This window comes from Cupriavidus basilensis, assembly GCF_000832305.1.
Lineage (GTDB): Bacteria > Pseudomonadota > Gammaproteobacteria > Burkholderiales > Burkholderiaceae > Cupriavidus > Cupriavidus basilensis_F.
This window is the reverse complement of the sequence record NZ_CP010537.1, coordinates 3,270,316-3,288,042: the sequence shown is the minus strand read 5'-3', so window position 1 is coordinate 3,288,042 and position 17,727 is coordinate 3,270,316. Positions and strand designations below refer to the sequence as shown.

At 66.4% G+C, this 17,727-nt stretch carries 15 protein-coding genes; 7 read left to right on the top strand and 8 right to left on the bottom strand.

What is annotated here, in order from left to right; genetic code table 11:
* Positions 1-74: 74 nt before the first annotated feature.
* The gene (locus RR42_RS34925) at positions 75-1,502 is read right to left on the bottom strand and encodes an NAD-dependent succinate-semialdehyde dehydrogenase (protein ID WP_043356737.1); all 1,428 of its coding nucleotides are present in this window, start codon (positions 1,500-1,502) and stop codon (positions 75-77) included.
* A 221-nt stretch (positions 1,503-1,723) separates the two neighbouring features.
* Positions 1,724-2,530 carry an IclR family transcriptional regulator gene (locus RR42_RS34920; protein WP_043356735.1) on the bottom strand — a complete coding sequence of 269 codons (807 nt, stop codon included), beginning with the start codon at positions 2,528-2,530 and terminating at the stop codon, positions 1,724-1,726.
* 177 nt (positions 2,531-2,707) lie between these two features.
* Here RR42_RS34920 and RR42_RS34915 point away from each other — a divergent pair, with 177 nt between their 5' ends.
* Genes RR42_RS34915 through RR42_RS34905 form a run of 3 tightly spaced genes read left to right on the top strand, consistent with a single transcriptional unit; the run spans position 2,708 to position 5,315 of the window.
* Positions 2,708-3,895 (top strand): CaiB/BaiF CoA transferase family protein, encoded by a 1,188-nt coding sequence (locus tag RR42_RS34915; RefSeq protein ID WP_043356733.1) that lies wholly within the window; start codon positions 2,708-2,710, stop codon positions 3,893-3,895.
* Between the two features lie 26 nt (positions 3,896-3,921).
* A complete protein-coding gene (locus RR42_RS34910) occupies positions 3,922-4,563 on the top strand; it encodes a cysteine dioxygenase (RefSeq protein WP_052495182.1) in 642 nt (213 codons plus the stop codon).
* 2 nt (positions 4,564-4,565) lie between these two features.
* On the top strand, positions 4,566-5,315 hold the full coding sequence (locus RR42_RS34905) for an enoyl-CoA hydratase/isomerase family protein (protein WP_236702119.1): 750 nt from the start codon (positions 4,566-4,568) through the stop codon (positions 5,313-5,315).
* 1 nt (position 5,316) lies between these two features.
* On the opposite strand, the gene RR42_RS34900 is transcribed toward RR42_RS34905, so the two are convergent.
* From RR42_RS34900 to RR42_RS34885, 4 genes are all read right to left on the bottom strand, one after another.
* Positions 5,317-5,982: a DUF1266 domain-containing protein gene (locus tag RR42_RS34900; protein ID WP_043356731.1), complete on the bottom strand. Its 666-nt coding sequence runs from the start codon at positions 5,980-5,982 to the stop codon at positions 5,317-5,319.
* A gap of 5 nt (positions 5,983-5,987) precedes the next feature.
* A complete protein-coding gene (locus RR42_RS34895) occupies positions 5,988-7,223 on the bottom strand; it encodes a hypothetical protein (RefSeq protein WP_201777377.1) in 1,236 nt (411 codons plus the stop codon).
* Entirely contained in the window at positions 7,220-9,553 is a 2,334-nt protein-coding gene (locus RR42_RS34890) for a hypothetical protein (protein ID WP_201777376.1), read from the bottom strand. Before RR42_RS34890 ends, RR42_RS34895 begins: the two co-directional genes overlap by 4 nt.
* Before the next feature lie 237 nt (positions 9,554-9,790).
* Positions 9,791-10,141: a hypothetical protein gene (locus RR42_RS34885; protein ID WP_043356728.1), complete on the bottom strand. Its 351-nt coding sequence runs from the start codon at positions 10,139-10,141 to the stop codon at positions 9,791-9,793.
* 331 nt (positions 10,142-10,472) lie between these two features.
* On the opposite strand from RR42_RS34885, the gene RR42_RS34880 reads away from it, so the two are divergent.
* The 4 genes from RR42_RS34880 (at position 10,473) to RR42_RS34865 (ending at position 14,913) form a co-directional block, all read left to right on the top strand.
* The gene (locus tag RR42_RS34880; protein WP_043356725.1) at positions 10,473-11,993 is read left to right on the top strand and encodes an MATE family efflux transporter; all 1,521 of its coding nucleotides are present in this window, start codon (positions 10,473-10,475) and stop codon (positions 11,991-11,993) included.
* A 442-nt stretch (positions 11,994-12,435) separates the two neighbouring features.
* The gene (locus RR42_RS34875; RefSeq protein WP_043356722.1) at positions 12,436-12,897 is read left to right on the top strand and encodes a tripartite tricarboxylate transporter TctB family protein; all 462 of its coding nucleotides are present in this window, start codon (positions 12,436-12,438) and stop codon (positions 12,895-12,897) included.
* 12 nt (positions 12,898-12,909) lie between these two features.
* Positions 12,910-14,412 (top strand): tripartite tricarboxylate transporter permease, encoded by a 1,503-nt coding sequence (locus RR42_RS34870; RefSeq protein ID WP_043356719.1) that lies wholly within the window; start codon positions 12,910-12,912, stop codon positions 14,410-14,412.
* A gap of 204 nt (positions 14,413-14,616) precedes the next feature.
* Complete coding sequence (locus RR42_RS34865; RefSeq protein WP_043356716.1) at positions 14,617-14,913, top strand: helix-turn-helix transcriptional regulator; 297 nt, start codon at positions 14,617-14,619, stop codon at positions 14,911-14,913.
* Between the two features lie 22 nt (positions 14,914-14,935).
* On the opposite strand, the gene RR42_RS34860 is transcribed toward RR42_RS34865, so the two are convergent.
* The gene (locus RR42_RS34860; RefSeq protein ID WP_043356714.1) at positions 14,936-16,825 is read right to left on the bottom strand and encodes a sensor histidine kinase; all 1,890 of its coding nucleotides are present in this window, start codon (positions 16,823-16,825) and stop codon (positions 14,936-14,938) included.
* A gap of 11 nt (positions 16,826-16,836) precedes the next feature.
* Entirely contained in the window at positions 16,837-17,544 is a 708-nt protein-coding gene (locus RR42_RS34855) for a response regulator transcription factor (protein ID WP_043356712.1), read from the bottom strand.
* Positions 17,545-17,727 lie beyond the last annotated feature (183 nt).

The window sequence follows — 17,727 nt, the reverse complement described above, 5'->3', positions numbered from 1 at the left end:
CCTGGTTTGCGCGCTCGCCAGCCGTCGCCAACCATCTTTTCCTGGCTGGCCGGTTGCCCGGCCAGCACGGTACGTCAGACCTGCGTGATGAACTTGGTCACCAGGTAGCCATCGAAGGTTTCCTGGCCGCCTTCGCTGCCGATGCCGGAATCCTTGATGCCGCCAAACGGCGTCTCGGCCAGCGCCATGCCGAAGTGGTTGATGTTGACCATGCCGGCTTCCAGGCCGTTGGACACCACCGTCGCGGTCTTCAGCGAGTTGGTGAAGACGTACGAGGCCAGGCCGAACGGCAGGCTGTTGGCGCGGCGCAGCACTTCTTCCACATCCTTGAAGCGCGTCACCGGCGCCACCGGGCCGAAGGGCTCGTCGACCATCAGCTTGGCGTCGTCGGGCAGGTCGGTGACCACGGTCGGGGCAAAGAAGAAGCCCTTGTCGCCGATGCGCTTGCCGCCCGCCACCACCTTGCCGCCGCGGTGATTGGCGTCGTCCAGGAACTGCTCCATCGAGGCGATGCGGCGCTCGTGCGCAAGCGGCCCCATCTGCGTGCCGTCGTCCAGGCCGTCGCCAACCTTGATCGAGCCGATCACCTCGGTAAAGCGCGCCAGGAACTTGTCGTAGGCTTTTTCCTGCACGTAGAAGCGCGTGGGCGACACGCACACCTGGCCGGCGTTGCGCAGCTTGAAGCGCGCCAGCATTTCCGCTGCCGGCTCGATGTCGGCGTCGTCAAACACCAGCACCGGCGAGTGCCCGCCTAGCTCCATGGTCACGCGCTTCATGTGGGCGCCGGCCAGCGCGGCCAGCTGCTTGCCCACCGGCACCGAACCGGTGAAGGAGATCTTGCGCACGATCGGCGACTCGATCAGGTAGGTGGAGATTTCGCCCGGCACGCCCCAGACGATGTTCAGCACGCCCGGGGGCAGGCCTGCATCGTGGAACAGCTGGGCCAGCGCGACCACCGCGCTGGGCGAGTCTTCCGGTCCCTTGAGGATCAGCGTGCAGCCGGCGCCGATGGCCGAGACCATCTTGCGGATCGCCTGGTTGAAGGGGAAGTTCCACGGCGTAAAGGCAGCGCACACGCCGATCGGCTCGCGCACCACGATCTGGCGCACGTTGGGCTGGCGCGGCGGGATCACGCGGCCGTAGATGCGCCGGCATTCCTCGGCGTGCCATTCGGCATGCTCGGCGCAGATCATGACTTCGCCGATGGCTTCGGCCAGCGGCTTGCCCTGGTCCAGCGTGATGTTGCGGCCGATGTCCTTGGCGCGCTCGCGGGTCAGTTCCGCCACGCGGCGCAGGATCTTGGAGCGCTCCAGCGGCGAGGTCTTCTTCCAGCTTTCAAAGGCGCGCTGCGCGGCGGCCAGGGCGCGGTCCAGATCGCCGCGGTTGGCATGCGGCAGCTTGCCCAGCAGTTCCTGGGTGGCGGGGTTGATGACGTCTTGCTCGCGTCGGTCCCCTCCCTTGACGAATTCCCCGTCGATGTAGAGGGCGAGATCCTGGTACATGCCTTTCTCCTGAAGAAGGTTGCGTGCGACAAGCGCAGCCGGTGCCGCCGCGGTGGGGGATGCCGCGCCTGGGCGCGGCGGCCAAACCGCAAGCTTAACCCGTCGGCCGGTTTTGTGCACCGGCAGGCGCCGGCGTTGCCGAGGGGGGCGGGGCCAGGTGCGGCAAAGGCCACCATTCGCGCCCTCTCGCGGGTTCGGGAAGCATGGCTGATGCCCCGGGCTCAGCCGCGCCGCATCGCCACCATGCTGCGGGTGGCCAGCGCCAGGGCATTGTGCCGGTTGCCGCCGCCCAGGTCATCGGAGATCTCCGTGGCCGCGTTCAGCACCAGCGCGGCAAAGCCCTTGATCTTGTGCGGCTTGAACCGCTCAGCCGGCCCCGACAGCCCGATGGCGGCGATGACGTGCCCGTTGCCGTCGCAGATGGGCGCGGCCACGCCGTAGACGGTCTCGCGCCACTCGCCGCGGTTGACCGCATAGCCCTCTTTGCGCACCTTGGCCATCTCCCGCAGGAAACGCTCGGGCTCGACGATGCTGTTGGGGGTGGACGGCGCCAGCGTGGCGAACATGCGCTGCAACGCGGTGTCCGGCTGGAAGGCCAGTATCGCCTTGCCGGTGGCCACGCAGTGCGCCAGCGCCCGCCCGCCGATCTGGGTATAGGCGCGCACGGGGTTGGGGCTGTCGATCTTGTGCACGTAGACCACCTCGGCGCGGTCCAGCACGGACAGGTGCACGCTCTCGCCGCTGGCGTGCATCAGCTTGTCCATCCACGCCTGGGCATGGCGGCGCAGGTCCAGCCGCGAGAGCACCGCCGAGCCCAGCTCCCAGAGCTTGATCGACGCGCTGTAGCCGGTGCCGGTGCCGGAGGCGTCGCGGATCACATAGTTGAGCTCGGTCAGCGCTTGCAGCAGCCGATGCACATTGCTCTTGGCCAGGCCCAGGTGGGTGGCGATCTCGGTGAGGCCCAGCGGCCGGTCGCTGTGCGCCAGCAACTCGATCACGCCGAGGCCCTTGATCAAGGTGTTGTTCATCGATGCTTATGCTCCATGCGGGCATCCTATGCGGATGGCGCGCGCTGTTCTCAAATGTGGAACGATAGTATCGTATTTTGCAACTCCCTATAATCGTCGCAACGCGGCCGGCAGCCTGCCGATGAGGACGGCTGATGCACTGCGCCGCCTCTCTCTCCTTCCCTGTGGATGCTTCCCATGCGTGATCTCGACCAACAGGACCTGCCGCTGCAAGGCGTGCGGGTTGTGGAATTCTGTACCGTTGCCGCCGGGCCCTTTTGCGGCATGTTGCTGGCCGATATGGGCGCCGAGGTGATCAAGGTGGAAGCGCCCGAGGGCGACACCTTGCGGCAGTGGCCGCCGCTGTCCGATGGCTTCTCCGAGAATTTCGCTTCGCTCAACCGCAACAAGGAGTCGGTGGCGCTCAACCTGAAGGATGCCGCCGACGTGGCGCTGGCGCGTGCGCTGATCCTGGATGCCGACGTGGTGATCGAGAACAACCGCCCGGGGGTGATGGACCGGCTCGGGCTGGGCTACGCCAGCTTTCGCGAGCAAAAGCCGGGGCTGGTGTATTGCTCTGTGTCCGCCTACGGCCAGAGCGGCCCGCGCGCGGGCGAGGGCGGGTTCGACCTGACCATCCAGGCTGCCGCCGGCGTGATGAGCGTGACCGGCGAGCCCGATGGCGCGCCGGTGAAGTGCGGCGTGCCGCTGGCCGACTTTGCTTCGGGCCTGTACGGCGCCTTTGCCATTGCCAGCGCGCTCACGCGTGTGCGGGCCGGCGGCGCGGGCGCGCATATCGATGTGCCGATGTACGGCTGCACGCTCGGCATCGCCGCACTGCAGACCAGCGAGTACTTCGGCACCGGCCGGAGCCCGGCCAAGCTGGGCTCCGCGCATCCGCGCAATGCGCCCTACCAGGCATTCCAGGCCGCCGATGGCTACTTTGCCATCGCCGCGGGCAACCAGAAGCTCTGGCTCGAAGTGGTGCGCGTGGTGGCTCTGCCCGCGCTGGCGCAGGACGCGCGCTTTGCCACCACGCGCGACCGCGCGGCCAACCAGGCCGCACTGAAGATCCTGCTCGAAGAGCGCTTTGCCACCGCTGGCGTGGCGCACTGGATTGCCGCCTTCAATGCCGCTGGCGTGCCGCATGCGCGTATCAACGACTATGCCGCCGCGCTGGACGATCCGCAGGTGGCGCATATGGATTGGGTGCGCCCGCTGACGCTGCCTGGCGGCCACCAGACCCGCACCTTCGCCTCGCCGCTGCGTTTCGACGGGCTGGGCTTGCCGATCCGCCGCGACCCGCCGGCGCTGGGCGAGCACAACGCCGCCGTGCGCGCCCGCTACCAGGCGGGCAGGGCAGCCACGGAACAAGACCCTACGTAAAGTCAAAGGCAGATAGAGGAATCATCATGAGCGGCAACACTGGCAACACCAGCAACACCGGCAACATCGATCGGCTGCGCGCGTTCGTTGCCACCATCAGCCGCGTGGTCACGCAGGCGGAACGTGAGGGCAGCAGCGAGCCGGACATCCTCGCGCAAGCCAGCGCCGCGCTGAGCGAACTGGTGGCGCACGACGACTGGCTGCCTGAGGCCATGGCGCGCCCGCATCCTGTCTACTACCAGCAGCATTTGCTCTATGGTGATCCGCTCGATCGTTTTTCGCTGGTCAGCTTCGTCTGGGGGCCGGGCCAGCAAACGCCCGTGCACGACCACACGGTGTGGGGCCTGATCGGCATGCTGCGCGGCGCCGAGGTGGACCAGCACTACCGCGTGGAAGGCGGCCGGCTGGTGGAGGACGGCGATGGCGTGGTGCTGAGCGCCGGCCAGGTGGCCGCGGTCTCGCCCACGCTGGGCGATGTGCACCGCGTGCGCAATGCGCATGACGACCGGGTGTCGATCAGCGTGCATCTCTATGGCGGCAACATCGGCCGCATACAGCGCCACGTGTATGACGCTGCCAGCGGCGCCACCAAGCCGTTTGTATCCGGCTACTCCAATGCGCTGGTGCCCAACCTGTGGGCGCCGGTGGCACCACCGGCGCAGGGGTGAACGTGGAACAAGCCGGTCTGCTGATTGACAAGCAAGGTGACGTCACCCGATTGACGCTGAACCGGCCCGAGCGCGGCAATGCGCTGTCGGCCGGGCTGGTGGAGGCGCTCGCGGCGGCGGTGCTGGCGTGCTACCACGATGGCACCCGCCTGCTCGCCATTGACGGCGCCGGCACGCATTTCTGCACGGGGTTCGACCTGGGTGAGCTCGATGGCGAGAGCGACGATTCGCTGCTGGCGCGTTTCGTGCGCGTCGAGCTGCTGCTGCAAAGCGTGCACGGCGCGCCCTTCACCACCGTAGCGCTGGTCCAGGGCCGCGCCATGGGTGCGGGCGCCGACCTGATGGTGGCCTGCGAGCAGCATTGGATCGCGCCGGGCAGCACGCTGGCTTTCCCCGGCGCGGCCTTCGGCCTGGTGCTGGGCAGCGCCCGGCTGGCGCAGCTGGTGGGTGTGGCGACGGCGCGGGACTGGATCGCGAGCGGACGGGCGGTCCGGGCCGAGGAAGCGCTGGCCTGCGACATGGCCGGCGATCTGGTGGCGCCGCAGGCGCGCGCCGGCGCGCTTGCCGCATTGGCGCAGCGTGCACGCCGGCTGGATGCGCCAACCCATGCCGCTATCCAGGCCGCCACGCAGGGCGGCCACGCCATGGCCGAAGCGGCACGCGCGGCGCAGCTGGCCGAGCTGGTGCGTTCCGCCGCCCGGCCGGGACTCAAGGCGCGCATCGCCGCCTACCGGGCGGCGTCCGGGCGCTGACTCAGCGCGGCTCGGGGCTGAACGCCGGCAGGTCCGGCCATGCGAGCGCCGCCCAGGCGCCCTTGGGCGGCGCCAGCAGCTGGCGCAAGCTGGCTGCATCGAAGGACTTGCCCAGAGGGTCGGCGCGGAATGCGGCAAGCCATTGCTGGCGCCCGGCGATAAAGGCGTGGCCGAAATCTTCCCAGCTGGCAAAGCAGTCCTGCGCGCGCTGCGCGTTGAGCAGGAGCACGCGCCACGCGGCCATCGGCTCGACCCAGCCCATCAACATGACGTTGCGCGCAAAAAAGGCCATCCGGACGCAGGCAAAGGCCAGCGCGGCGCGCGGATCGTCGGTCGGCAGCAGCGCATGCAGGTCGGCGCGAAACCACCGTGATTCGAACACATGGGCGAGGTGCTGGCGCACTTCGTCATCCGTGGCATTGGCGCGGAACTCCATCTGATGCAGCAACTGCACGCGGAACAACGCGCGCGCGGCGTCGGTCATGTGGTCCGAGGCGGGGTTGAAAAAGCCCGTCATGCTGCTGGCATCGACCATGGGCTGCGCCAACGTCAATGCCCATTGCTTGCGCCGGGTGAACACAGCCGGACGCTTGGGGCGCAGGAAGCGGTAGACCCGCCATAGCACAAAGGCCCCGAGGAGCAGGTAGAAGATATTGATCCCATTCATCCCATTCATCCGGTCTGGCGCTCCGCTATGCCTCGCGAGGGCGAAGCCTGGATCTGCGCCGCGTGCGACGGCGAGATGTCCGGCCATGGCACCCCTTCCGTGGCGACTACCGCCTCGGCGTCACCCGGGGCCGGCATTTGCCGAGTGGCATACCGGACCGATGCCGCCATTGGCGAGCGCTCCGCCAGCAAGCCAGGCTGGCGCGCGGCGACCAGCCACTCCACCATTGGCGTCGGCGCGCTGAGCCTGGCAAAGAGTTGTGGGTAGCGGGCGACCAATCGGGTCTGCGTCGTGGCGTCGGCCACGTCTTCAATGCGAGTCCAGCCGGCTGGCGTGCGTACCACGCCGATGGCGATGCAATCGTCCGGGGTTTCCTCGCCGGTACCCAGGGCGTTCAGGCAGGCCAGCACATCTTCCACGTAGCGCGCGATGGGCGGCTTGTTCTGCTTGCCCTTGACCTGGTCGACGGTGAGCGCGCCATTGGCCAGCACGTGCACGCTGATGGTGATATGCGGTTGCCCGCTGGCATCGCGCAAACTCAGCAGGCGCAGGCGCCGCTGCGCCACCGCTTCGGCATAGCGCTCGCCGTAGCCGCCGGACAGCGCGCGCCGGTCGGAAAACTGCCCCAGGCAATGCCGCATGACATAGCTTTCAAAGGCCATTTCCGCGCGCAGCAGCGCGCTGTCCGGCAGCAACTCCACGAACACGCCATGCGACGTCGGCAGCATGGTGCGCAGCGCTTCGGGCTGGCTATGGCGCCAGCCGCGCTCGATGCGCGTGGCCATTTCAGCATGTTCGTTATCCCACAGCGCCAGCGCTTGCGGGCAGGTGATGCGGTCGAGCTTGCCGTCAAGCGCGGTGCCCTTGCGCGAGGTCAGGAACTCGACGAGCCGCACTTCCAGCGCCAGCAGGCGCGGCTCGACAGGATCCACCCAGACGACCGGGGCCGGTGGCGCCGCGGCTTCACCGACGCTCGCCTTGGCCGGCGCGCCAAGGCGCGCCGCAACCCACTCCGGCATCGCCTCGGATCTCAGGGCCTGGCGCGCACCGTCGAGCGAATCGATCTTGACGGCAGGCTCGAAGTTGGCGACGAGATGCCGATAGAAGTGGTTGAGCAGCCAGGCGCGCACCGCCGCATCGTCGCCGCGCGCCTGGCTGCGCGCGGCGATGCCGGACTTCAGGGCGCCGGCATTGAGGGCGTTGCGCGGCGCGTAGCCCGTCGTCCGCCTGGCGGTACTCATTTCCAGACTTGCCACCAGCTCTTGCTCTTGCCGGCGGGGTTGGCTTGCGCGCGGTAGAGCGCCACTTTCTCCTCCATCGCCTTGACATCGGCTAGCTCGTATTCGTTGCTGCGTGGATTGATTGCGATGGCACGCTCGAAGAGCGCAGTGGCCTCGGCGTGGCGCTGCAGCCCGCTGAGCGTGTCGGCCGCCAGGCTGACCAGCCAGGATTCCGGGCAGTCATCGACCTGACGTGCAATGCGGCTCCACAGGGCCGTGGCTTCTTCCGGGCAGTGATGCGCCAGGTTGAAGGCCATTTGCAGGCGCACGCCCAAGTCCCTGCTCGACAGGTTGCTACCGTTGCTACCGTCCCGGCCTTCTTCCCGCTCCCATTTCACCAGGCGCTCCAGCCAGATGGGAATCTCGCGGTCGCGATCGAGCTTGTACAGGGCCTGCGACACCTCGCTCAGGTATTCGTTGGGGTCATGCCGGCTGTAGCCAAACTCGGCGGCGTAGTGCCAGAGCTGCTCGGCGGCGCCGATGATCCCCTCGGCATCCTGCATCGCGATCCGCACGCTCAGCAGGCCTGCGTAGTGTTCGGCAAACGGGCTGGCGGCGATGCCGCGCCTGTGCAGCTCGACGGCATCCTCGTAGCGCCGCTCGTCGTACCGGTAGATGATGGCCAGGTTGTTGCACAGCATGGAGTAGAGGTGCGCGCAGGCATCGTACGGATGGCCGGCGCCGCTCTCGAAATAGCGCTCCAGGCATGCTTGCCCTTGTTCGTAGGCGGCAATCTGCAGCTTGATGAAATCGCTGTAGGTTTCGTTGCGCGACTCGGCGGGGACGCGGTCAAGGTGTTCCTCGAGCAAATCGCCAAGCGCGACGCCGAAGTTGTACGCCCACAGCCCGCTTGGCAGCGAGCAGGCCGGCAGCTTCAGCGTCTGGATCACCCCCAGCGATTGCACCCGTGCCTCGAACAGGGCATAGGCCGTGCGATTGTCCTGCATGCCGCCTTCCTGCGCCGCCGCATACAGTCGCGCCGCTTGCGTAGTGGCATCGATGCGGCCCGCCGCGCCGTCGTTGACTGCCGCCAGTCTGGCGATCCATGGATGGCCCGGCGAACGCTGCTCGGCCAGTGCGCGTGCCGCGTCGAACACCGCCTGCAAGGCCTGCGCATCCACTTGCTCACCCACGGCGCCAAAGAGCGCTTCATGGGTCGGGGAGAGGGTCCGCGGATCCTGCTCTCCCTCTTGCGCTTTTGACAGGAAGGCCGCCAGCGTCTCTGCCGTGTTGCAGGCCCGCATGGCGCACAATGGCCACCAGGCCGAGTCGTCGGCCGCATCGGCCAGCCGCGCGTGAACCAGCTGCGCGGCGCCGTCCCACATCTCGTCCTCGACCTGATAGATGTGCAGGAACGCCCGGCGGCCGGCCTCGTCAACGCGCCGGGCTTCCATCAGCCACGGCAGCTCGTATTCGATGAAGTCATCGCTGCCGTTCGACGACAGGCTATGGCGCGCGGCGGAGCAGGCGTCTAGCGCGCCGGGCAAATCGCCTTGCGCGTGCAAGGCGCGCGCCGCGAGCCGGGACAGCCGGACTTCCAGCTCACGGCGCTGCGGCAAGGACCATTGCGCTGCCAGGGCCCTCGCGGCCTGCTGGAAGTCGGCAAGGCGCTCGGGCGCGATGCCGATCAGGGCGCTGCCCAGGCGCAGCCAGTCGTTCTCGTCGATGTCCTGTTCCGCGCCGGCCGTCTGCAGCGCCAGGATGGCCGCGCCAGCCGCTGCGCTGGCCTCGTCGTTGCGGTCATGGCGCGACAGCGCCCAGGCGCGCCGCCGCTGATGGTCGGCGAGGTCCCATGCACGGAACGGCGCGCGTCCCGCGATGGCCCCGTTCAAGGCATGGCGCAGGTCAATCGTCTCCAGCGCAATGTCCAGCTTGCGCAGCTCCAGGCTATCGAACACGCGAAGCTGCCGATATCGGTCCGCATTCAGCTCCGCCGTCCCTGCCACGATGGCGCGCATCTCAGCGAGGGCACGCCGGATGCGCTCTTCCTCGTTGACGTGGTTGGCTATCTGGAGCCGATAGAGCGCCAGGTGCATGCGCAGCTCGGCCTGCGCTTCGCGCGGCGTGGCTTCCAGCGTGCCGGCGCCGTCTGCGTCGACCACCGCCAGGGCAGCCTGCGGATCCCCCGCGCGCATCCATAGCGTATGCAGCCGGTCGATGGACTCAAGGGAATCGGCCCGCAGCGGCCTGGCGCGCAATCTGGCCAGCAAATCGGCGGCTTCGCTTGCGTTGCCTTCCTCGAGATCGGCATCGAGGCGATCCAGTAACTGTTCCAGCTGAGCACCTGTCAATGCGTTGCCATTGCTATCCACGGTTCTTCCCATAATGTGATCTAATTTGCACCTACCGCGCGATTCTACCCGCAGATGCAACAGACCCGGAAATGGCGTCCGATGGTTCACCCAACGGCGCCGCGGTTCAAGCGATCATCACGATAAAACGCCCCGCCTCCTTGAGGGAGGCGGGGCGTTTTTCGTGGTTGCCCGTAAGGGGTAAGGGGTAGGCGGCAAGAACGCGGTCGTACGCGCTTAGTTCTTCTGCGCGTCGACGGGCGCGGCCGACATGCCCTGCTTCATGGTGTCGTTGTTGGCCTTCTTCTCGGCGCTCTTTTGCTGCTTGGCGGACTTCACATCCTGCTTGTACTCCGTCTTGGCGGCCTTTTTCTTGGCCTTGTATTCGTCCGAGGCCTGCTTGTTGGCATCGCGGCGCTGGACGAGCGGATCCTTAGGTGGCTCGATCTGTGTCATGCCAGCCGGCACCGCGGCATTGCCGCTATCGGCAGGAACGGCGGGCGTCTGGGCAAAGGCAGCCGCACATAGCAGGCCGGCAGCCATGGCGGTGGCAGCTTGCAAAAAGCGAATCGGCGTGTTCGTCGTCATATTGGACCTCACGGTTCATGGATGGAAACGGCGCTTGGACGCCATGGCGGGGGATACCCCCATGGCCGCTCTGCGAGACACCAAGGGCCACTTGTGCATTGCGTTTCGCCAATGTTTGACTGCTCGCGCGCAGAGGCCGTGCCCTGATCCAAACAACTGCTTACAATTGGCTTTCTGTCTGACAGACAACTACCGACAAGGGTTGTCAGCAAGGTGTGACATAGTGGCGAACGTGGGTGCCGTACATGGCATTGCCCCGTGTTTCCCGGCGATCCCAGGCGCAACAAGAACACGATAAGAACACGATAAGAACACGAGACCTCCCTCGAACATGCCAACAAAATCCAAAGCCCAGCTGACCACAGGCCCGATCGGCCGCACGCTGCTGCTGTTTTCGCTGCCGGTACTGGGCAGCAATATCCTGCAGTCACTCAACGCCTCGATCAATTCCGTGTGGGTGGGGCATTTCCTCGGCGAGGCGGCGCTGACGGCCACCTCAAATGCCAACATCATCCTGTTCTTCCTGCTTGGCGTGGTGTTCGGCATCAGCATGGCCAACACCATCATGATCGGGCAGGCCGTGGGCGCGCGCGACCTGGTCGAGGCGCGCCGCGTGGTCGGCACCAGCACCACATTCTTCATCCTGCTGTCGGTGCTGGCGGCGGCGCTGGGCTACGCCTTCACGCCCGACATCCTTGCCGCGATGGGCACGCCGGCCGATGCCAGGGCGCTTGCCATCAGCTACCTGCGCATCATTTTCCTGGCGCTGCCCTTCATGTATTTCTACAACTTCGTGATGATGACGCTGCGCGGCGCGGGAGACTCACGCACGCCGTTCTATTTCATGCTGTTGTCGGTGGGGCTGGACGTGGTGCTCAATCCGCTGCTGATCTTTGGCATCGGCCCGTTCCCGGAGCTCGGCATCGCGGGCTCGGCGCTGTCCACGCTGATCGCGCAGTTGGCGAGCCTGGCCGCGATGCTGATCGTACTCTACCGCCGCCACCACTTCCTGGCGCTGCGGCGCCACCAGCTCGCCTACCTGAGGCCCGATACCGCGATCCTGCGCGCGCTGGTGGCCAAGGGCTTGCCGATGGGGCTGCAGATGGTGGTGATCTCGTCGTCGGCGATCGTGATGATGTCGCTGGTCAATCGCTACGGCTCGCAGACCACCGCCGCCTATGGCGTGGCCTCGCAGTTGTGGACGTACGTGCAGATGCCCGCGCTGGCGGTTGGCGCCAGCGTGTCGTCGATGGTGGCGCAGAACGTGGGCGCCGGGCTGTGGGATCGCGTGACGCGCATCACACGCGTAGGGCTGCTGTTCAACCTGCTGATGACCGGTGCGCTGGTTGCCCTGATCTACCTGTTCAACCGTCACTCGCTAGGCTTGTTCCTGCCCGATGACGGCACGGCCATCGGTATTGCGCAGCATATCAATGCCATCGTGCTGTGGTCCTTCATCCTGTTCGGCTTCACCATCGTGCTGTTCGGCACCGTGCGCGCCACCGGCGCGGTGATGGCCCCGCTGGTGATCCTGTTCCTGTCGATGTGGGTGGTGCGCCTGCCATTTGCCTGGGTGCTCGAGCGCACCGTCGGCGCCGATGCGATCTGGTGGAGCTTTCCGCTGGGCTCGGTGGTCTCGGTCACGCTGGCCGTGGCGTATTACCGCTTTGGCAACTGGCGCGCGGCCCATATCCTGCCGGTCGCGCCCGGGCCGGCCCCGGAGCCGGAGTTCGCGGCCCAGGCACCCGATACCAGCATGGGCACAGCGTGCGAGGAAGCCCTGAGCACGGCCGGCGCCGCCGGCGAGCAGGCGCTGGCGGGCAAGTCACCGGCGCCAGCAGAAGCCCACTGAACAGGCCAAAACCGCGCGCCATGACGACGGCTGTCTCTCCCTTGCCCCCTCAGGGTGAGGGGGGGCGCGACAGCGCATATCCGGCGTGCCGGAAAGGTGATGTAAGCGGCCTTCGCGTCTGCCGGCACGTGTCCGCACCAGGCTGATCCTCGTGTTTTCCTTACGTTTTCCTTTCGGCTCCCTTCAATTTCCCTTCGGCTTCCTTTCATTCGTCTTTCGGTATTACATCACAGCGTGATGTATGTATTTTGGCGGGATTTACCGGCGCATCGGTGAATACCCCTAAACCAAGACAAATGAAAGCAAGCTGAAAGATCGCCTCTCTAATGTTCGTTCCATCCTGCAGGGACACTGTTTTCTTCCTGCCGAACGGACCACCTCCGCATGCAAAGAGCCTGCGAGCGGAGGGGCACTGCTTTCACGTACTTTGAGGAGAATCGTTTTGCGCATACGCAGCCAAAAGGACTTTGCCTCCGGCCTGATGTTCATTCTGGTCGGATTGTGCTTTTCCTGGGTCGCCCGCGGCTATTCCATGGGAACAGCCGCCAAGATGGGCCCCGGATACTTTCCGTTTCTACTCGGCCTGGTACTCGCCGTGCTCGGTGCATTCGTGCTGATCGGCGCGGTATCGAAAAAGGGTGAAGCCGACCAGCTCGCCCGCTGGGACTTGAAGACCCTGTTGTGGATTCTGGGTTCGGTGGTGCTGTTCGGCCTGCTGCTCAAGCCGCTCGGCATGGTGTTGTCGGTGTTCGTGCTGGTGCTGGTGTCGTCGATGGCCAGCCATGAGTTCAGCTGGAAGGGCGCGGTCTTGAACGCGATCGTCCTGGTGCTGATCAGCATGGGCGCCTTCGTGTACGGCATCAACCTGCAGATGCCGGTGTGGCCTGCTTTCATTACTGGTTAAGGAGTCGGCCATATGGAATTGATTGACCATCTTGCCTTGGGCTTTTCCACGGCGCTTTCGTTGCAGAACCTGGCATACGCCTTCCTGGGCTGTGTGCTGGGTACGCTGATCGGCGTGCTGCCGGGCCTGGGGCCTCTGGCCACCATCGCCATGCTGCTGCCGGTGACTTACACGCTGCCCCCGGTGGCCGCGCTGATCATGCTGGCCGGTATTTACTACGGCGCACAGTACGGTGGCTCCACCACCGCCATCCTGGTCAACCTGCCGGGTGAATCGTCATCGGTGGTGACTACCATCGACGGCTACCAGATGGCACGGCGGGGACGAGCGGGCGTGGCACTGGCCACCGCCGGCCTGGGTTCCTTCTTTGCCGGCTGCGTGGCTACCCTGATCCTGGCCGCGTTTGCTACGCCGCTGTCGGAACTGGCGTTCAAGTTCGGTCCTGCCGAGTACTTCTCGCTGATGTGCCTGGGCCTGATCGGCGCCGTGGTGCTGGCATCGGGCTCGCTGCCCAAGGCCGTGGCGATGATCGTGCTGGGCCTGCTGCTGGGCCTGATCGGTACCGACGTGAACTCGGGCGCCGCACGCTTCTCCTTCGATATCCCCGAGCTGACCGATGGCATCGACTTCGTCGCGCTGGCCATGGGTATGTTCGGCTTCGCGGAAATCATCGCGAACCTGGAGCAGAAGGAAGCCCGCGAGACCTTCACCGACAGCGTAACCAACCTCTGGCCGACCAGGGAAGACTTCCGTCGCATGATCCCGGCGGTGCTTCGCGGCACGTTCCTGGGCTCCGCGCTGGGCATCCTGCCGGGCGGCGGTGCGGCACTGGCTTCGTTTGCAGCCTACTCGCTGGAAAAGAAGACCTCCAAGTACGCACATGAGTTTGGCAAGGGCGCCATCGAAGGCGTGGCGGGTCCGGAATCGGCCAACAACGCCGCGGCGCAGACCTCCTTCATCCCGCTGCTGACGCTGGGCATTCCGCCCAACGCCGTGATGGCGCTGATGGTGGGCGCGATGACCATCCACAACATCCAGCCGGGCCCGCAGGTCATGACCAGCAACCCCGCGCTGTTCTGGGGCCTGATCGCCTCGATGTGGATCGGCAACCTGATGCTCATCATCCTGAACCTGCCGATGATTGGCGTGTGGGTGAAGCTGCTGACCGTGCCTTACCGCTACCTGTACCCGGCCATTCTGGTGTTCTGCGGTATCGGCGTGTACTCGGTCAACAACCAGACCTTCGACGTGTTCATGGCGGCTGGCTTCGGCATCATCGGCTACCTGTTCCTGAAGCTCAAGTGCGAGCCGGCGCCGCTGCTGCTGGGCTTCGTGCTGGGGCCGATGATGGAAGAGAACTTCCGCCGCTCCCTGCTGCTGTCGCGTGGCGAGTTCACGGTGTTCGTGACCCGTCCGCTGTCGCTGGGCCTGCTGATCGCAGCGGCTTCGCTGGTTGCCATCGTTGCCCTGCCTTCCATCAAGGCAAAGCGCGAAGAGGCGTTCCAGGAAGAGTAGTCGTCAAGCCCCATCCGCGCCGGCCTTGTGCTGGCGCGCGCAATGCAGGAAATGGGGTGCCTCGTGCACCCTATTTTTTTAATTGGCGCGCCTGGTGCCGACCGGGCCGCTTGCTGGTAGCACGCCCGGGTGCGCTCGCAGCGCCAGGGCTGCCTATGTAGATCTGCTCTATCGCACCGCTGGCTGGTGTGTCACAGGAGCCGCATGAGAGCGCCAACGCTAGACGGCTTCGTTTCGAAGCTGTATATCCTCAAGCTTGTCCAGTCGAGCCCGTCGACGGTCATGACGCTGGTCGACCGCCTGCGCGAGCATGGGGTGGAGAAGAACATCCGTTCGCTCAGGCCCATCCTGCGCAGCTTGATGATCGCGCGCGCGATCACGGCGGAGCTGGTGGAAGGCAGCGGCCGCGTCTATTGCATCACCGATAGCGGACGCGAAGAACTGCACAAATACCTGTCGCACCTCGACGTCCTGCAAAGCGACATCGAGCAGACGCGCTAGGACTGCCGTAACTGGCCATCGCTCAGGCAGCCTCGCCCTCGGCCCACCGCGCCGGGTAGAGCAGCAGGCTGACGGTTGTGCCCCGATCCGAAGACGCAATCGACAATTCGCCGCCAATGGCGGCCGCGCGGCTGCGCATATTGGCCAGGCCGTGGCCCTGCGCGCCGGACTGCGCATCGAAGCCGCGCCCGTCGTCGCGGATCTCGATCAGGATGGCCTCGGCGCCCGCGACGCTGCGCGCCACCACTTGCACCGTGGCGCCGCCGGCATGCTGCATGACGTTGGAGAAGGCTTCCAGCAGCAGGTACTGTAGCTCGCGCACGATCTGCGGCGTCAGGCCGGCCACGGGCGGCAGCCGCTCCACTTGCCAGTCCACCCGCAACCTTGCCGCTTCCAGCCGCGCCCGCAGCCGGTAGCGCAGGTTGCCCAGCACCACGGCGAGGTCGCCGCCGGTGTCTTGCATGGCATCGACCGAGAGCTTCAAGGCATCCAGCGCTTGCTGCAGATGTTGCTGCAGCACCATGGGCGAGCCATGGCCCGAGCGCAGCAGGCTGAGTGCGCCGACCAGTGTGCTGCCCAGGCCATCGTGCATGTCGCGCATGATGCGCCCGCGCTCGCGCAAGGTGGCCTGCTCGCGCTCGATCTCGCGTGAGTGCGCATAGAGCAGATGCAACTCTTCTTCTTTTTGCGCAACCTTGCGGTCCAGGTTGCGGTTGAGCTCAGCCAGCGTGCTGGTGGTGCGCGTATAGCGGTCCACCAGCAGCCAGGCCATGCTGAGGCTGAACAGCTGCGAGACGTACTTGGTCAGCGAGGTGTCCCAGTAATAATCGTTGCTGAACTGGATGCGGATCACGTCGGCGGTGCTCAGCGCGCTGGCCAGCGCCACCGTGGCAGCCAGCACCAGGCGCTCGCGGCTGGGGCGCCGCAGCGCCGCCCACGCCAGCGCTGTGGCGATGCCGCACGCCAGCAGCATGTTGATGGCCCAGTCGAACAGCTTGAGGCTGGGGGTGTTGAACAGGAATGTCATCACCACGATCAGCGGCAGCTTGATCCACAGGAACGCGGTGACCAGCCATGCCGGCCACGGCGAGCGAACATCGATGATGATCAGCGCGAACCGGGCGGTGGCCACGATAAACAGGGTCCGGCTGGCCAGCACAAGCACCAGCCACGCGTGCAGCGGCAACGGGGCGCTGTCCAGCAGGCGCTCGACCACGCTGACCGACCATGCGATCTCGGCCAGCGCATAGAGGCCGAACAACGGATCGCGCTGGCGCCACCAGATCAGCAGCGAGATCGCAGTCAGCAACAGGCTCAGCGCGGTGATCACCAACGGCCCGATCACGCGGAACCAAAGCGCGCCCAGGTAGTGCGAATGCACCAGCTGGCCCGGCCCGAACTCGACGCGCGACAGGCCGGCTTTGGCATTGGCGCGTGCGGCGATCGTGATCGTCAGCGCGTTCTCCGGCTGCAGCATGGCCTCGGGCACGGGGATGTACAAGGGGCGCTGGCCGCCATAGAGGGCAGGCGCATCCATGGCGCCGGAGGCGGCCAGCAGCTTGCCGTTGAGACGCATCTCGAAGCTGTTGGCCGCGCGCGCCAGGTACAGCGCGGGGATGTCCTGCCCGCCGCCGTGGTAGGGAAAGTCCAGGCGGTAGGTCGCCATGCCGTCTCGGCCGGGGTAGACGCGGTCCCAGTCATGGGGCAATGTGACTTCGGCCGGCTGCGGCGCCTGGCCTTGCCGGGCGCCGTCGGGGCGGACCACGGCCAGCGCTTGCCGCAGCACCTGCACCTGGTTCGCCGGGTCTGGCGCGGATGGCCCTCGCTCTGCGCCGCAGGCGGTGACCCCACAGCCCATGGCGAGCCACAGGGCACTCAGGCACACCAGCCGCAGGATGGGCAGCAGGGCCATCGGCTTTGGCCTCACAAGGTCTTCAACAGGCCAAGCTTGTGGGCTTCGAATACGGCCTCGGTGCGGGAGTTGACCGCTAGCTTGCCGTAGATGTTCTTGATGTGCGCCTGCACGGTGTGCACGCTGATCGCCAGGTGCCCGGCGGTTTCCGCATAGGTGTACCCGCGCGAGATCAGGTCGAGCACCTCGGTCTCGCGGGCGGATAGCGTCACGTCCATGCCAGGGGCGCCCGGCGCGTCCGGCGCCGGGATCCCAGGCACGCTGGCACTGCGTAGCCGCGTGATGACCTTGCGCGCGATCACCGGGCTCATCGGCGAGCCGCCGGCACGCAACGCCAGCACGGAGGCGCGAAGGTTGTCGTCCGATTCGTCCTTGAGCAGGTAGCCGGTGGCGCCCGCGGCGATGCTGGCCAGCACATTGGCCTCGTCGCCGAACATGGTGATCACCATGCAGTCGCAACGCGGATACAGCCGGCGCGCGTGGCGGATGACATCGATGCCGGAGCCGTCCGGCAGCCCGAGGTCGCACAGCAGCACGTCGGGCTCGTGCGCGCCCAGCCACTCGCAGGCGCTGGCGCGCTGCGCGCAGGCCGCCATCACCTGGATGCCCGGCAAGCTGGCCAGCGCGCTTTGCAGGCGCGCGCTGGTGGCGGGGTCATCCTCGACCAGCAGGACACGGATATCGGCTTCCGGGGCCGCAGACAGGTTCTGTGAGCGCATGGTTTGGCCTGAGCTAGTCTCGACTATGGCGCGCATTGGCGGGGGACGGTACTCCATATTCATGGGATGGCGTCCGGCGGCTAATCGTAGCGCCGGCACCGGATACGGTCAAACCGGCGGCAGGCCGCGCCGCAGCAGGGCAGGAAGAAGGGAGAAGGGAGAAGGGAGAAGGAACCAAACCCG

What these genes read in the sequence shown, in the direction of transcription:
- RR42_RS34910 (WP_052495182.1), top strand. Translation starts at nt 3,922, where the DNA reads ATGAGCGGCAACACTGGCAACACCAGCAACACCGGCAACATCGATCGG.
- RR42_RS34885 (WP_043356728.1), bottom strand. Translation starts at nt 10,141, where the DNA reads ATGACGACGAACACGCCGATTCGCTTTTTGCAAGCTGCCACCGCCATG.
- RR42_RS34880 (WP_043356725.1), top strand. Translation starts at nt 10,473, where the DNA reads ATGCCAACAAAATCCAAAGCCCAGCTGACCACAGGCCCGATCGGCCGC.
- RR42_RS34895 (WP_201777377.1), bottom strand. Translation starts at nt 7,223, where the DNA reads ATGAGTACCGCCAGGCGGACGACGGGCTACGCGCCGCGCAACGCCCTC.
- RR42_RS34855 (WP_043356712.1), bottom strand. Translation starts at nt 17,544, where the DNA reads ATGCGCTCACAGAACCTGTCTGCGGCCCCGGAAGCCGATATCCGTGTC.
- RR42_RS34870 (WP_043356719.1), top strand. Translation starts at nt 12,910, where the DNA reads ATGGAATTGATTGACCATCTTGCCTTGGGCTTTTCCACGGCGCTTTCG.
- RR42_RS34860 (WP_043356714.1), bottom strand. Translation starts at nt 16,825, where the DNA reads ATGGCCCTGCTGCCCATCCTGCGGCTGGTGTGCCTGAGTGCCCTGTGG.
- RR42_RS34920 (WP_043356735.1), bottom strand. Translation starts at nt 2,530, where the DNA reads ATGAACAACACCTTGATCAAGGGCCTCGGCGTGATCGAGTTGCTGGCG.
- RR42_RS34925 (WP_043356737.1), bottom strand. Translation starts at nt 1,502, where the DNA reads ATGTACCAGGATCTCGCCCTCTACATCGACGGGGAATTCGTCAAGGGA.
- RR42_RS34865 (WP_043356716.1), top strand. Translation starts at nt 14,617, where the DNA reads ATGAGAGCGCCAACGCTAGACGGCTTCGTTTCGAAGCTGTATATCCTC.
- RR42_RS34915 (WP_043356733.1), top strand. Translation starts at nt 2,708, where the DNA reads ATGCGTGATCTCGACCAACAGGACCTGCCGCTGCAAGGCGTGCGGGTT.
- RR42_RS34900 (WP_043356731.1), bottom strand. Translation starts at nt 5,982, where the DNA reads ATGAATGGGATCAATATCTTCTACCTGCTCCTCGGGGCCTTTGTGCTA.